Source organism: Flavivirga sp. 57AJ16 (assembly GCF_028736925.1).
In the GTDB taxonomy this organism is placed as follows: Bacteria; Bacteroidota; Bacteroidia; order Flavobacteriales; family Flavobacteriaceae; genus Flavivirga.
In genome coordinates this window covers 307651-324678 of sequence record NZ_JAQZAT010000002.1, presented here as the reverse complement: position 1 = coordinate 324678, position 17028 = coordinate 307651, and the positions used below count along the sequence as shown (strand labels likewise).

9 protein-coding genes are annotated in these 17028 nt (G+C 38.4%); 1 reads left to right on the top strand and 8 read right to left on the bottom strand.

What is annotated here, in order from left to right; genetic code table 11:
* Window positions 1–6 precede the first annotated feature (6 nt).
* Together PQO00_RS03705 and PQO00_RS03700 are read right to left on the bottom strand one after the other, a co-directional pair.
* Window positions 7–3291: a SusC/RagA family TonB-linked outer membrane protein gene (locus tag PQO00_RS03705; RefSeq protein WP_274183486.1), complete on the bottom strand. Its 3285-nt coding sequence runs from the start codon at window positions 3289–3291 to the stop codon at window positions 7–9.
* A gap of 398 nt (window positions 3292–3689) precedes the next feature.
* Window positions 3690–4910, bottom strand: coding sequence for a FecR family protein (locus PQO00_RS03700; RefSeq protein WP_274183485.1), 1221 nt, complete (start codon window positions 4908–4910; stop codon window positions 3690–3692).
* 132 nt (window positions 4911–5042) lie between these two features.
* On the opposite strand from PQO00_RS03700, the gene PQO00_RS03695 reads away from it, so the two are divergent.
* Window positions 5043–5621, top strand: a complete 579-nt coding sequence (locus PQO00_RS03695) for an RNA polymerase sigma factor (protein WP_274183484.1) — start codon at window positions 5043–5045, stop codon at window positions 5619–5621.
* Window positions 5622–6194: 573 nt separating this feature from the next.
* Here PQO00_RS03695 and PQO00_RS03690 read toward each other — a convergent pair.
* The 6 genes from PQO00_RS03690 to PQO00_RS03665 form a co-directional block, all read right to left on the bottom strand.
* Window positions 6195–9008 (bottom strand): pitrilysin family protein, encoded by a 2814-nt coding sequence (locus tag PQO00_RS03690; protein WP_274183483.1) that lies wholly within the window; start codon window positions 9006–9008, stop codon window positions 6195–6197.
* 134 nt (window positions 9009–9142) lie between these two features.
* Window positions 9143–10471 (bottom strand): hypothetical protein, encoded by a 1329-nt coding sequence (locus PQO00_RS03685; protein ID WP_274183482.1) that lies wholly within the window; start codon window positions 10469–10471, stop codon window positions 9143–9145.
* Window positions 10471–11802, bottom strand: coding sequence for a hypothetical protein (locus tag PQO00_RS03680; protein ID WP_274183481.1), 1332 nt, complete (start codon window positions 11800–11802; stop codon window positions 10471–10473). The genes PQO00_RS03685 and PQO00_RS03680 overlap by 1 nt, the downstream gene beginning before the upstream one ends.
* 73 nt (window positions 11803–11875) lie before the next feature.
* Window positions 11876–14182 carry a Gldg family protein gene (locus tag PQO00_RS03675; RefSeq protein ID WP_274183480.1) on the bottom strand — a complete coding sequence of 769 codons (2307 nt, stop codon included), beginning with the start codon at window positions 14180–14182 and terminating at the stop codon, window positions 11876–11878.
* Window positions 14183–14213: 31 nt separating this feature from the next.
* Entirely contained in the window at window positions 14214–15122 is a 909-nt protein-coding gene (locus tag PQO00_RS03670) for an ABC transporter ATP-binding protein (RefSeq protein WP_274183479.1), read from the bottom strand.
* A 376-nt stretch (window positions 15123–15498) separates the two neighbouring features.
* Window positions 15499–16995, bottom strand: a complete 1497-nt coding sequence (locus PQO00_RS03665; RefSeq protein WP_274183478.1) for a PKD-like family lipoprotein — start codon at window positions 16993–16995, stop codon at window positions 15499–15501.
* Window positions 16996–17028: the final 33 nt, after the last annotated feature.

Sequence of the window (17028 nt, the reverse complement as noted above, 5' to 3'; positions counted from 1 at the left end):
TTATTTTTAAAGATTAAGATTGATTCCTAAAACAATAGTACGTAATGGCGGTACAACACCATTTCCTGTTAAGGGATCGTAACGCTGATCACGGTATTTGTCAAACACAAATACGTTTTGGGCGTTTAGGTACAACTTGGCACTCTCCAAATGTAAATCGCTCATAAGTCTCTTTGGCAGATTGTATGCCAGGGATACGTTACTCAGCCTAAAAATATTTTCGGTCACCCACCATAATGATGATTGAGAGAAGAACCGTGCGTTGTAAGTACGACTACTGGTTGTAAACTTCGGGATGTTAGTGGTTAGTTCATCGCCCGGTTGTTGCCAGCGATCTAAAAAGAACGTTGTGGTATTAATATTTAACCGCCCTATACGGCTGGCGGGAATGAAGTTTCTAAATTCATTAACACGGGTATAATCTATAAAGAATCCTAAGTCCCAATTTTTATAAGTGATGTTGTTTTGTATGCCGCCGTACAAGGGGTCGCTATCTCCAATAATGACTCTGTCCTCACCGTTAATACTTCCGCTATCGTCCAAATCAGTGTATACGGGAACTCCGGTATTGTCCAAACCTTCAAAAACATAGGCTTTACGCACGCTTAAGGATTCACCTACAGCGTATTGAGATGCATAGAAAGTATTTTCAATACCGTCAAACCGAGCTATTTTGTTTTTGCTTTTGGACAAGGTGAGGTTGGTAGTCCACCTTACATTTTGGGTTTTAACGTTGGTAGTGTTTAAAGTAATTTCAAATCCTGTATTCTCTACAGTAGCAGGGAAATTGGCCTGAAAACTAGTAAATCCCGATTGTGGTGAAAAGCTGTAACTGATCAGTTGGTTATCGGACTTGCTTTTAAAGTAATTTACATTTAATTGAACACGGTTATTTAGGAAACCCGTTTCGATGGCAAGTTCTGTTTTTTTAGATTCTTCCCATCGAAAGTTGGGATTGGACAGGCCACTAGGGGACAGCGCCACACCGTTATAGGCCAAGGATCCAGATGAGATACTGGAGTAACTGGATAAATAACCATAATCAGGAATCTGATCGTTACCGCTAATACCATAACTACCACGGAGTTTTCCGAAGGTAAAGACTTTACCTGTAGGAAAGAAAGTCTCTTCGCTAAATACCCAGGCGGCTGCAAGGGAACCAAAATTACCAAAACGGTTGCCTGGACCGAATTTAGACGATCCATCACGTCTAAAATTGGCATTTACCAAATACTTGTTGGCGTAATTATAAGACACCCTACTAAACACGGAGGCATAGTTGTACTCACTGGTAGTTCCACCCAGATTGGAAACACTTCCTGCTGAGCCCAAATTGTAAAGCAAAGCATCGTTAGGATAATCGCGTCCCGTGGCAGAAAAGGATTCTGTAAAAACGTTTTGAAAGGTAGAACCCACTAGAAAATTAAGTTTGTGAATACCAAGGTTGAGTTCATATTTCAATTGAGGCTCCATAATCCAGGTATTGTTATCGTAATTACCATATTGGGCCGATCCTGTGTTGAAGAATCCATTAGGATCTAAAGATGGTGTGGGCTGAATTAGTATTTGATCGCTAGTGGTGCTGTTAAATCCAGAAGTTAAAGCCACTGTAAAGTTTTTGAACAGCTCATAACTCATACTTAAATTACCACTGTAGTTTTTAGAGTCGCTGTTAAAAGGTTGCATACTATAAGCCAAAGGGAAGCCCCTAAACCCTGCCGCTGACCAATTGGGGGCGCCATTATTGTCGTAAATGGGGTAATAAGGTGCTAAGTCGGTTGAGTTAACCAAGTTTTGTTGGTTCAAATCGACATTGGAAATACCATAAGCCATAGCCAAATCCAATTGGAATCTACGATCTAAGGATATGTGGTTAATATTACCGCGGATGCTTTTTCGAATTAAACTACGATCGCCGGGAGATATGGAACCTTCGTCATGGTAACCGGCATTTAAATAGAAATGGGTGGTTTCGCTACCACCTTTTAAGGAGACGTTCAAATCTTTCGTAATATTGGTCTTTCCTAAAAAGAGTTCCTGCCAATCGGTAACATTAGAGGTATCCCAGTCCAATAGATCGGCTGCATTGCTCGTGGACGGTGTTAAATCGTCATTGGCCAAAGCTTCGTATCGCATATCCTGGTATTGTTCTGCGTTTAGATACTCTACACGATGGGGCAATTCCTGAATCCCGGTGTAAGTATTCACACTTAACTGCAATCCAGAGACGTTAGATTTTTTAGTGGTTATTAATATAACACCGTTGGCACCACGTGACCCATATAATGATGTAGCATCTGAATCTTTAAGTACATTGATTTCATCAATATCGGAAGGGTTAAGATTAAGCAAGAGACTAAAGGCGGAACCATCTAGGGATTGTGAACCAATAGTATTGATACTGGATTGAATAGGAACACCATCCAATAGAATAAGTGGCATAGTACCGGCAGCGATGGAGTTTCTACCACGTACCTGAATATCTGGCGCCGACCCGTAAGTCCCACTTCTTGGGGTAACTTGTAGGCCGGGAATTCGGTTTCTAAGAGTCTGCAACACATCTGTAACGGGTTGTTTTTCAATCTCTTCAGCCGTAATTTTAGAAATACTTCCGGTAGCTGTTTTTTGGGAAGTTGTATAATAACCTGCGTTGATAGTTACTTCACCCAGTTCATCTATATTTTCTTTTAAGGTTATGTCGATTGTATTTTGATTGCCCACCATCACTTCTTCTGTAGTAAAGCCTAGGGCAGAGAATACTAAAACATTTTCTGCAAAGGGGATATCAATGGTATAATAACCGTCCAAGTTGGTGGCTGTACCTCTAGCGGTACCTTTAATAAACACGGTAGCGCCAGGAATACCAAGGCCTTTTTCGTCGGTCACTTTACCCGATACCTGTATTTGTTGGTCATTACTCAACGATTTTAATTTGATGATGATGGTGTTATTAGTGGTTAAAATGACATTGAGGTCTTTATCGGCAATGCTTTTCTGCAACAACCTGCTCGCTGTTATAATCCCTTTATTTACCGCAACATGGGGAAATTCTTTAAAAATCCCTTCCTGGTAAATGAATTTGTAGTCGGTTTGGTTCATGATTAGGTCGAATACCTCATCAACGGTCAACACCTTATCGGCTGCAATTTTAATCTTCACGTTTTGAGATAAGATACGTGTTGGTGTCATACTGAACACCGATAAACAACAGAGGAAAATGAAGGTTTTCATCATAATCATTAAAAGCTGTCTTCTACTAAGAAAACAGGCATTGGTTAATTTAATTTTCATAAATTTACATAGTTATTAGTTATACAATTAATTAATAATGATAAAAGGGATGAAGTGTAACTTTTAGCGAGGTGTCCACTTTGTTCCTTTTCTATTCCCTCTAAAACGGGAATCTCAGGTTTTGAGATTAAAGTTTACCTACTCTTGCAATATTTTCTTGCAAACCACACTTTTTGGTATGGCAGGAGCGCAAAGGCACTAAGTTGGCTCACTCGTAACTCTAAACTCTGAACTTGTCTAAGTTGGGCATCGTTTCATAATTTGTGTTTTTTGTTGGTTTATTTTTAGTTGCTAAGATTCTAATTTTCAAAGTCGTTACCTAGCCGATTCTTCTTCGCTATGCTCAGAATAGCATACCGCTTAGCATGAACTTTCAATTATCAATTTTCCATTGTCAACTATTTAAGAATGACCGTCTTCCCATGTATCTCATAATTGTTGATAATACTCGAGCTTTTTATGGCATTTAATATCTCTATAATGCTTTGGTCCTTACCCAAAACCCCCTTAAAAGTGATGGTTTTCAAATCTTTATTTTCAAAAACCACATCTACATCATACCATCTGGAAATCACTTTCATGATCTCGTCCAGGGGCTTGCCCCGAAAGCCAAATATCCCATGGCGCCAGGAGGTTTCTGTAGTGGTGTTAACGGTTGCTATGGTTAAGCTGTTGGTAGCGGGGTTAAGAGTAGATTGTTGGCCGGGTCTCAGTATTTGTCCTTCGCCATCGCGCCGACCGGCTCCTTCGCTAAAATAGTCCTCAGGACTATTTTTTAACGCTTCGTCCCTGTTCAAGGTGACATTAGTGCTAACTTGAACTTTACCCTCTACTAACGTCGTGTATATGTTGGTTTCGTCTTTGTAGGCTTTGATGTTGAATTCGGTACCTAGGACTTCGACTTCCTGACCGCTATTCATGACTTTAAAATGGGAGCCGTCGTGGTCGGTGCTAGGGCTCACGTCAAAATAGGCTTCACCGTAGATAAGCTCAACGTTGCGGGGTTCTCCATCAACAAAGGCAACCGGGTATTTTATTTGGGTTTCTGAATTAAGCCATACTTGGGTGCCATCTGCCAAGGTGATCTGGAATTGGCCTCCTCGGGGAATGGTTAATGTGTTGGTTTCAGGTTTCAGGTTTCTTGTTTCAAGCTGGCTGTACTTGATTGTCTCTCCATTACTGGTGACGTTTTGGGTTTGGTAGGTGGTACCTTTTTCCAATATAATGGTTTCACCTGTTTCCAAAGTTAGGGTGGCTTTATCGGTACCGGGTTCTATTTGGTTGTTGACAATGGTGGGTGTTGTGTTTTCAATATTGTTATTAAATAAAGTGTTTCTTAAGAAGTAAGTTGATGTCAGGGCTATTACAAAGATGGCGGCTGCGGCGTATTTAATATATAGTTTTCTAATCGATGTGCTTCGTTTTTGAATTAACTTTCTCACCTTTTGTAGAGCCATTTCTTCATTAATATTATCATACACCATATTAATATTGTAATTCTCTTTTACAAGCGTTTGAAATTCTTTTAGGTTCTTTGGTTTTTCAAGCCAAATAAGTAACTGTTCTATCTCTAGATCTGTTAATTCATCTGTTAAATATTTTAATATTATATTTTTCATTAAATTATAAATTTGTAGCCTGTGTACTATTATATCGATACGAGTTTGTAAAAACCCCTAGTCAAAAATTAAAAAAAGTTATTTATTATGTATATTTCGATGCTTTATATTCATTAAATTATCATTTTCGTATTGAAAGACCTTGAATTATTACAAAAAATTAAAAACGATGATCGTGCCGCTTTTGATATGCTTTTTAAAAAGTATTACAAGTTGCTTGTGCGTTATATCAAATCGCTATCTCACAACATTAATGTAGCAGAAGATGTTGTTCAGCAGGTGTTTATGAACTTATGGATAAATAGGCATGAATTAAATATTGATAAAACCGTAAAAGGCTATCTATATTGGGTTTCATATACTTCCTATATAGATCAATACAGAAAAATTAAACGCAGGCAGAATTTATTGGACGACATTAAAGCACAAGCCTTGAGAGATTCTATAATGGAAGATACTGAAATGTTAGATAACCGAATTAAAAAATTAAAAAAGCTTATTGACTCCTTACCTCCTGTATGTAAAAAGGTATTAGAACTAAATAAATTAGATGGACTCAAGTATAATGAAATTGCTGAAAGATTGAATATTTCAAAAAAAACGGTAGAATCACACATGAGTTCTGCCTTTAAAAAAATAAGAAAAGGGTTTGACAATGATAAGTTAATCATGTTCTTTATTAGGAATGTGTTTGTTTATTTAAAATCTTAATTATTGTATGTGTTTTAATTAAAAAAATCCTGTCAGGATTAGAAATAGTCTGCATCAATGAAACAACAGCGACAATTAAACAGCAATATTCTATAAAAAATAACATTATTGACTACAAAAGACATCAAAAGCAACGACCGTGCAACGGGTACAACATTGAATCACTGCACCTTTAATTGATATAGAGCTTTAAATACAATATTAAACAAAACATGGACACTCCAGTTGGTCAACGTTCCCATACATGCCTAGAGCTCATTATGAAAAAACAATATACTGTTCTGCTTTAAAAAAACACGACACCCCATCACTGGAGTGCCGTGCAACTAATACCAATTATGAATTAAAATAATCCAATTTAAGTGACTAACTCAAAAAAACAACTATAAAATAATTTATGATCATTTTAAATCAACATGGTTATTTCGGGTTACTGTTTTGGTCTCTTATGCCTTAAAGGGAATGATCGCTTTAACTAAAATTAAGATGCATTATCAATCGTTTTCTGTTTTTTTGGATCTATACAAAAAAACCTGCTTCCCATTCCCTTTGTGGACATTTCAATTGTTCCGTTTACTGCTTTAAAGGCTTGAACACGATCTCATAGGTTTGTGCGCCGTTTAAAATCTTGCCCGCCATTTCCTGAACGTCCCTAGCGGTCATCCCATTTACGATGTCCTCAAAATTTTTGGGATCATCAATATTATAATTGTACATAAAGAAGTTGGTAAGCAATGCCATGTCATAACTATTTCTGTCTTTTGACTGTTCTCGCTCTTTTATAAAGTTTGTCTTAACTTTATTTAAATCTTCTTCTTTAATATTACCATTTGCAATGTTTTGTAATTCCTTCTTGGCTATTTTTGTTAATTTATCTGCTAGATCCGGATTACAGTCAAAACTAAAGTTAACATAGGCCACTGGTCTTGGTTCGCGTGATAAGCTTGCCGATACCCTTGGGCTATAGGCCCCTCCAGCTTCTTCCCTTATGGTTTCCGTCACCCTCAATTGTAAAATGTCCCCCAGTGCTTTTGTGCAAATGCTGTTTTTAATTGAATGGGGAATTTCTTTTTTATAGGAAATATTTACAGAGGCTTTTGGGTCTTCCATTTTAAAAAAAATGTCCTTATCGATATTGTCCGAAATCCATTCGGCTCCATTATCTTTATATTGCTCATGGATGTTGTTTGTAGGAATACTGGCCAGATACTTTTCCAAGAGGGGTTTTAAATCGTTTTCCTTGACATCGCCCACTATAAAAAACTCAAAATCGGAGGCATCCGCAAAACGTTCCCTGTAAATCTTTTCGATCCCTTCGAATGAAACCTTATCTGCATATTCCTGATTGAACAGGTGGCTTTTAGGGTTGTTCTCCCCATATATTGCAACTGTTAGGCTGTCTTTCATTTTTTCATTTATATCTTGGCTTCTTCGTGTTATATAGTTGCTTATGTTGCTGTTTAAAACTTGAAAGGCTTGCTCATCGAAACGGGGCTTTACAAAATACAGGTGCACCATTTGCAGCATGGTCTCGACATCTTTTGTATTTGAAGCTCCTGAAATACTCTCTGAAATACCTCCCAAACCGATCTTGACATTGGCCGTTTTTCCTGCCAAGACCTTTCTTAGGTCTGTTGCCGGGAAATCGCCCAATCCGGACATTGAAATCAGGTTCCCCATTAAACTTGCAGAGGGCAGGTCGGCATCAGCTAAAAGTGACATCCCTCCATAGCTCGTAGCGTATAGGGCTACATTATCTTTGTCTTTGTCCACAAACCTGTAATGTACCTTTACCCCATTGTCCAGTACAAATGTGGTAGACCCCAAATCGGTATTTGATGTTTCTTCTAAAATCGTTCCTTTTTTAATAGCTGTTCCAGACATTAGGTTCTTTCCTTCCATATCTTCTGAATATGGTTTTAGGCTGTTATTGTTTTCCACAAGGGCGATAATTTGTTTAGCTTCTTTTTCTGTTAAATTATCTTGCTTTTCTACTCCTGTTACATTTAAATACCTGTTCTTTTGGGCATATATTCTTTTTATGGCCTGGTGCAGTTTATCTGGTGTGATATCTGGAATCAACTGTGCCACTATTTCATACTCCTTTTCAACATCTGTAATGGTTTTGTTTTCTAGATAATTACCTTGAATAGCACGTTCAATTTGTCCATGGCCTATATTGTCCTTTTTGGCAATTTGATTCTCGTATGTGCTTTTTATTTGGGCAATGGCCCTATTGATCTCCGATTGTGTATACCCAAATTTCACGGCCCTGACAACTTCGGTCAAAACGGCCTCAAAAGCTTCTTTTTGCTGGTTTTCTTTAGGGCTTACTGAGATCGAAAAAACATTGGATGTTCTGGACAAGGGACCGTAACCTACCCTTGCCCCTAAAAATGGGGCTTCTGGTTTTTGGGCCTGTTCTGAAATTCTAGATGATATGGCACTTATTGCCACAGACCTTAACAACTGTTGCTTTAGCGTTTCAATGGTTTCCGGGTGCTGGCTTTTTTTATGGCGGATGCCAAAGCTTATGGATGCGGAGGACACCTCGGGATCCGTTCCCAAACTGTACAGCATCTCTTCATTATCTGGAATATTGACCTCAAACCGTTCTCTTGGATTTTCTACAGCTGGAATTTTTGAGAATCTTTCTATGATTTTCTGCTCGACCCCGTCTACATCGATGTCGCCTATTACAGCTATGGCCTGCAGATCGGTTCGGTACCAGTCGTGATAGAAATCGCGAAGTGCCTTGTATTCAAAGTTTTCCACTATCGACATCAGCCCAATGGGCATGCGCCGGGAATACTTTGAGTCATTATATGTTATTGGCATCGATGTTTGGTAAAGGCGCATCTGGCCGTTTTGCCGGGTGCGCCACTCTTCCTTTATAACTCCGCGCTCCGCATCGATCTCCCCATCTGTTAACAACAGGTAATTTGACCAATCCCTTAGAACGGCCAAACAGGTATCGACCAGGCCTTCTTTGGTGGGGATGTTGTTCAGGTTGTACACCGTCTCATCAAAAGCGGTGTACGCATTGATGTCCTTGCCGAATACCGCCCCGTGCTCCTGCAGGGTGTTCAAGATGCCCTTGCCCGGGAAATTTTCCGTCCCGTTGAAGGCCATGTGCTCCAGAAAATGGGCCAGACCCCTTTGGTCGTCGTCCTCCAATATCGAGCCCACGTTCTGGATGATGTAATAACTGGCGGCATCCTTTACCACATCGGTACTCTTTATATAATAGGTCATGCCATTGGGTAGCACGCCTTTTTTTATGGTTTTATCTACTGGTAATTTTTCATTATAATCCAGTGGTTGCGTAAAACCTTTATGGCCAAACACCATAAGTAATGAAAAAGTGAAAATTAAAATACGCTTCATATTATTTTATTTGCTTGTATTAATTAGGACGTCCCTATTTAATAAGTTTATTATATTTATGCCTTTTTGAATAGTGGACATACCATTTAATGCTTTGTTAAAACGTTATACATCTTGGTTTTTTTAGACTATCATTATTGATTACCATTGATTATATCAATAATCCCTTCGTTTTCAATGATCATCATGCCTTGCCTATCATCGGTGATCCCGTCTTCCAAAATATAGGGATATGTCGGTACCCTTCCCTTTACCACCGTTGGCAGGTACCTAAAGAACAACTTGTCGTTGCTCTTTCTAAGTGATTCCCCTGCTTCCATGATGTGGGTGGATATGATAAACGTTCCATCCCTTTTGGAAAAAGCATCCACTATGGCAATGGTCCCGTCTGAGGCGTCCTTGACATTCGTGCCTTTAAATAGTTCATCAAAAATGACCACTAATTGCTTGTTGGTAGCGACTTCTTCAGCCACATGCTTTACGCGCAGTACCTCTGCATAAAAATGGCTGTGGCCCTGGGTAATGTCGTCCGGAACATTGATGGAGGTGTATATGCCATCGTGCAATGAAAACGTCATCTCTTTTGCCGCCACCGGAAAGCCCATGTGCGCCAGGTAGACCGCCACTCCGAAGGACTTCATAAGGGTCGATTTCCCGGCCATGTTTGCACCGGTCAAAAAGAACACGTTCTGTTCCTTTCCTATATGTACGTCATTGGCAATGGCATTCGGGATACTGGGGTGGTAAAGCCCTTTGATGTTCATATATTGTTCTTCCTTATCCTCCGCTTGGGGATAGACAAAGCCATTTTCTTTTGAAACATTGGATACCGTGATGTACACATCGAGTTCATAAAGCTCTTTTAATAAATCTTCAAGCTGTTCATTTAATAAGCCCCTGAAGATATAATCCAGTTGCAAAACTTTTTTATAGGGCAAAGGGCTTATGCCAATGCACCCATATGCCAGATCAAAATGTTTATTGCTTAATAAGTCCTGTATCTTTTTTACTTTTTCCCGGTAAGGGGTGTCGTTTGACTGTTCTCCAATCGTTTTTATCAATCCTTTTAACTTTGAGAACACTGCTATGCTCTTCTCCAGGCCTTCCCGTAGTACCGGGTACTCTTTCTCGTTGGCAATGTAATTTGACAAACGGCTTCTTGAAATATTAAAAGCGGCTACAAGCCTGTTTTTGGTTTCCGCATTGCGGATATAGTTCTCCACGATTTCAAATTCTCCTGCAGTAAAGGGCAGCGAAACATTTATCTTCTGGAAAAAAGCAAATACTTTTGCCCGCTTATTGATATCTTCTGTTGTCGTAAAAGGGTTCTGGAACATTTTTTCCAACAGCCAGCTCCCTCCCGTGGTCACGGTGCGGTTAAACAAACTGAATATGGAATTGTTTTTATATTTACCTAAAATGTTCAAGTCGTCCAAGGTCTGTTTATCGGTTACAAATTCCATTATGCATCGGTTTTTAAAATGTCCAAGATCTTTTCATTTTCTATGATGAGCATCCCATGGCGATCGCTGGTTATGCCCTCTTTAAGCGTATAGGTATATTCGGGCCTAGTCCCTCTCATCACCGTTGGCAGGTACAGGAACCTTATATTGTCCTTCATGACCTTTAAATCCGCGCCTGCTTCAATGATATGGGTGGAAATAATGAACGTACACTTGCGCTTGTTGGCAAGGGCACCTACTACTGCAACTGTAGCTTCATAGGCATCCTTTACGTTGGTGCCCCTAAAGAGCTCGTCAAAGACCACGATCAAGCGCTCGTTGCCGTTTACGGCTTCTGCCACTTTCTTGACCCGGGAAACCTCGGCATAGAAATGGCTGAAGCCCATATTTAAGTTATCTGCTAGGTTTATAGTGGTGAACATGCCGTTTTGCATGCTCAAGCGCATTCGTTTTGCCGGAACGGGAAAACCGACATGTGCCAGGTACACGGCAATCCCGAAGGTTTTCATAAAGGTGGACTTGCCCGCCATGTTGGCACCGGTCAAAAAAACCATGTTGTTCTCCTCGGTGATAACAATGTCGTTGGCGACCGCTCCCGGTACCAGCGGGTGGTACACGCCTTTCATCTCTATAATGTTGTTTTTCCCATTCTCGATCTCTGCAAAAGTAAGGCCCAGGTTTTGGGCGACTTCTGCTACCGCTATGAAAACATCTACTTCATAGGCATAATGGAGCAGTTTTAGAATATCCTTTCTAATCGTGAAACGGAACAACTGGTCGTACTCTACCGTTTTGGCATAGGAACGTTTGCCAACTTTTTCCATACTTTTTATAAATACTATTGGTGGCGTATCAAGAATGGCCTTTACCGCACCCATGTCTTTATGTAGGTCCTCCTTTATTGGCTTGTTTCCCTTGGTGGCAACAAACCTGTTTAAATCAATAAGGAACTGAAGCGTGTCTGAAACACCTTTACTGATTTGTTGGTAATGGGCATCTGCTCCTATAATATGATCGAATTTACGCTTTACACCGTCTGAATGGGTCACAAGCCGGGTACGTTCGTCGGTATCGCCCAAATAAAGCTCAATGGTGTCGAAAATGGCATTGTTGAAAGGAAATACAGTGCCCTCTTCTTTAAAATATTTGATCGTGTTTACCCTATGGGTGATTTCATCGGCCCGGGAACGGGGGTACATAAACATGTCCTTGAGGATTTTTGCGCCTCCTCGGGTCTTGGTCTTGTTGAACAAGCTATAGATATCGTTCCCCTTGCCCTGGCCAATAATCCGAAGGTCGTTGATCGTCTGGTTGTCTGCTTTAAATGCCATAGATTAATCATTCAATTTTTTAAGTGAACGTACGTGGTAAAAAGTTTTACCACGTACGTTCTAAAACATATTACTAACGGCCTTTTCTGCGCAGCCAAATAAATAAGAAGCATAATGCCAACAAAGAAGGAATAATGACTTTATATAGAATCTTAAGGATGCCAACATCGTCTTTATTTAAATATATTTTATCATCTGGCGGGGTAGGCCTCCTAACGTCTATAGGCACTTCATTATCTGATAGCCAATAAAACATGCCCGCTACCATACTATAATTCATCGCAAAAAAACCTGTTCTTTGTTGCATTAATTCGCCATTGCTCAAACAGTCAGCATCTCCAAGAATCATAATCTTTTGCTCTTTGCCATTAACTTGTCTGGTTACTGCCAATGCCGTGGTTAATGCCCCTAGCGTTTCTCCTGTTTCAGGATTATATTGAGGCACATCATCAATAAAATCTGTTGTTTGCAATTCGTTCCAAGAACCTAAAGAGTCTAATGCTTTTTGTTGTTCCACAACATCTGAAGTCAATATTGGCGTATAACTATATCCCTTTTTTTCTTTATAGGAAATACCTACGACGCCATTCATGCTAACAACACCCCCTCTATCGGACAACTGGGAAAAATGATACATTAATTCTTTAGCAGATTTGGTAGGTTGGGCCGTCACCAAATCTAATGTATAATTTTTGTTATGCTCAACTATTTGTCCGTCCATAAATGTAACACCAAACTGATCTACAAGCGGATTCATATTTTCCTGACGCTTCAAATCACAAGCTATAATTAAATTACCGCCACGATTGATATAATTAGTCAAATTCTGCAACTCTTTATCTGAAAATGATGTCTTTACATCTGCAATAACCAGAATATTGATATTTTTTGGGACAGGAACGTAGAGTTCACATTCTTTAAAATCGAATCCATTATTTTTTAAAGCATAACGGAAAGGTTTTTGCTCTGTTATTGTGAAATATCCTCGAGAACCATAATCGTTAACATCTCTTTCTCCATGCCCTTTAACAAAGCCCACTACAGGCAAATCAGCTACCAGGTTTTTAAAAGCCGCTGTTATTTGTGACTCGTCCGGATAAACCATTTGGTCATCAAATAAACGTAGGTTGATTTTTTTTCCGTCTTCAGTTTTTATAGTAGTTACCATACGGTTTAATTCCACCTTCAAATCTATCTCCTCGGCATAAGCTGTGGCCGGTTTAAATTTATTTGTATTAACATCATAAATATCACATACTTTTTCAAGCGTTTGCTCCTCTGTAAGACCTTCGTATCGACTCTGATGACTTTTTAATGAACGCTCATCAATAGGAAGTGCATAATAATATTTATAGCTGAATTCCATATTAGGATAAAATCTACTGTATTGCTTATACCGATCCATATCGCGCTTTTGTGCGATGGGTGCGCCAAAAGAATAAAACCGATCGAATATGTTAACATAGGTGGTCAATTCTATTTTGCCTTTTAACTTCGATATCACTTCCTGACTGTTCTCTGTTAGGGTATTCATCTTGGTACGACTAGAGTCATAATAGGCCATTAAGGAAGGAAGCGTGCTAACATAACCAATGGCAGCTACTATTGAAAAGGCACCTAAATACCGTGCAAAAGAAATATAACTGGGGCTTTTTTCCCTAAGACCTTTTAAACGGAACAGCGTAAAGGCAATAAATAACCCCGTAACGAGTATAAAATACAGAAGGTCTTCACTACATATAAGGCCATTAATTAAGGTTCCCGATCTACCACTTATTGATAACCAATAAGTAATATCCCTAACAAACTCCACATCTTGCCATACATCTTTTACCTGACCCAAAACAAATAATGTTGCAAAAGTCCCTATAGCTGCTACTATTTGATAGGTCGTTAAAGAGGACATAAAAAGCCCTATAGCTGCGTATGTACATATTACTAAATATATTCCCAATATTCCCGTTAATACCAAAGGCAAATCAAAATCCTTAACAGCCGGAACCCCTAACAATACCTCTGTAAATATGATTAATACCATAGCTAGGCCAACAATCATCATGGAAACAAATTTCCCCAAAACAATTTGCAGGTTAGAAATAGGCGAAGAATATAAAAGTTTAATGGAGCCAGAACCAAATTCCCGACTCAACAATCCCATAGTTAGTAGCGGAATGTATAAATAGAGATTTCTTAAAATGCTACTAAATACTCCGTATGGACCTGAAAAAATATTAAATGTTATATTACTATTATTGTATCCTAAAGATGCACTTCTTACATAGTTACTAATCATGTCCATAAGAGCTATGCCAGATTGAATGCTGAAAATTATCAGAATCAACCATGCTATTGGAGAATAAAACAATTTTTGCAGTTCCATTCTCGCTATTTTCAATATCATTTTCATAAGCTTAATTTTCTTTTTTTGATAATGCTGAGAACACGTCGTTCATTGAATTCTTCTCAGCTCGAACTTCATCCAGTCGCCAATTGTTTTTGACACTTGATATAACAATCCGTTCTGTTGCACCATTTAAATTGTTAAATGTTAATCGATAGTTTGGCCCTCCCATTTCTTCCACGTGCTCTAATCCCTCTAGATTTTGCTTTAGAGACTCAACAGAGGGCATTTCAAGTAATCTAGCAAATATGGTATTGGGAGTTAAATAGCTATCAAAATCTTCTATCTTTCCTGAAAAAACCATTTTACCATGCTCTATCATATATATATAATCACAAATAGCTTGTACTTCTGTAAGCATGTGTGTAGACAATAAAACCGCACGATCTTCTGCAATTTCCTTGATGAGTTTACGAATTTCTATGATCTGATTAGGGTCCAAACCATTTGTAGGCTCATCCAGAATAATAAAGGCCGGTTGGTGCAAAATCGCTTGAGCTATACCAACACGTTGTTGATAGCCTCCAGACAAATTTCGAAGCAATCGTTTTCTAAAATGAAGAATGGAACATTTTTCCATAACCGATTCTACTGCATTTTTTATAGCCTTGGATTCGATTCGGCGCAAATGAGCACAGTTTATCAAATACTCTTCAACGGTAGTGTCTAGATACAACGGTGGATTTTGAGGTAGAAACCCCAATTGTTTTTTGGCTTCAATTGGATTGTCTGCGATATTAATATCATTTATATAGACTTGCCCTTGTGTCTGCTTTAATACACCGCTCATGATGTTCATAGTAGTTGATTTGCCTGCACCATTGGAGCCGAGCAAGCCATAGATACCTTTACTGGGTATCTCAAAGCTGACATCCTTAACCGCCCATTGCACATTATAGCGGTGGGAAAGGTTTTCCACCCGCACTAAAGAATTTTTCATAAATATGTTCTTAATAAATTTTATTAAATTATGTGTTCTGCTGTACTTTTTTTAGAGAGGTGCAACAAAACCCCTTTTCACTTTTTTCTTAAGACAAATTATTGTCTACGATTATTTTTAATCGGTTATCGATAATTCAGTGAAAATTTTTAGTTAAACCGTTGTGCATTATAAAAAATGCTGTCAATTTGGGCCATACCAAAAGGAGATGATATATCGAGAATAGGAATTTTAATATTTAAAAATATTCTCGATACCATTTTTGCTGGTCAAAGTCACTCGAACTGACATTTTATATCGTTTAGAATCAAAATGCACAACGGTTAGACTACTTATTTTGTGGTGCTTTTTTAAGTTACCCCCGTTCTCGATAGGACACACTTATAATTTTGCCAAATCCCGTCCATTGATTGGTTTGTATTATTTGCCCATTAACAGGAGGAATCGAATATTGTTCAAGTGTTCCCTCGGTACCATTATAAGATCCTACAGTAAGCCATTTTGCCCAATTTTCATAATTTGCATTTCCAGTTCTGTTAAAGAAATTTTGAAAGGAAAGGTATGTTATTTCATCGCCTCCTTTGTCAATCATGAGTTTACTGGTTTTTAATGAAAGGTCATACTCATATACTTTCCCATCGACACTATAAAATAAATAGCCTAAATCTGGACTTACCGCATAATGTGAGGCATTTTCAAACGCTGTCCCGGTTATTTCTTCAAAATAAGTCTGCTCTTGGCCTATTACAAAACGAAGTAGGTAGTTTTTTAAGGTACTTGGATGTTGTAATATGGCATAAACACTCCCTGAATAGCTTTGTTCCATATATAACAAATCATAACCCGTGGGATAGTTTAAAGACACAGAGACCTCTGCTGCAGAGCTCTTATTAAAACCAATAGTAGCAAAATTTCGGTTATCTACATCATACATTACCGTATTGTTTCCGGTTGTAACTATATAAGGAGAGGCAGTGAACGGGTCGTTAATATTTCCATAATTATTAATGGAAATATATCTAATAAAACTTGAGTTTAAAGGGTCCTGATTGCAGTAAAAATTTCCGTTTGTATATAGAAAAAACATAGGATAGGAATTATTATACAGCGCGGTCCCAGTCATGTGGTCTGCCTTAAAATCCGTGGGAACATCTCCCAGCATCTGATAACGGATATTGTTAATAGGATCCCAGCCAAAAGTTTCCCCTTCTAATCTGTTTGTTCCGGAATCTGTAAGTAGATAAATGCCATATGTTTCTTTAAACCGAGAAGCATACATGCACAGCACTTGATATGGAGTTCCTTGTTCCGGTAAGGAGGATTCCAGTTCTTGTAACACGTCTGTATATTGTTCAAAAGTCTCCGCTGAATTATCGTAGGATAACATATCCAATCTCGATTTTCCATCAACGTCATTAAGAACCATATAGCCTTCGTAAACAGGAGTACTTACGAGCAGGTTAGTTCGTATATGAAACAAGACATTGGTTTGGTTGTCGGTTACTTTATACTGTAAAAAATAATTCCCTGGGTTAAGTCGTATTTTTGTTTTTAGATTTTTTTCAGTAGAAATGATACTATCATATCCTACGAATGATGTAGGTATGTGTATAGACCATTCATAGGAATAATTATCTTCTTGCCCTTTTGACGAAATGAGGTCCGGACTAAGCTTTAATGAATCACCCGTAAATACATTATAACCATTTATAGTATCAAAGTTTTTGAAAGAAAGCTCATTAATATCACGATAATTGTAATTTCCTAAATCGGAGTCGCATGCAGGGAACATAATAGCTAATAAGCATAATATGAAGCTATTAACAACTATATATTTTATTTTATTTTTCATAATTTGAATAATTTAATTAATTGAAATTTAATC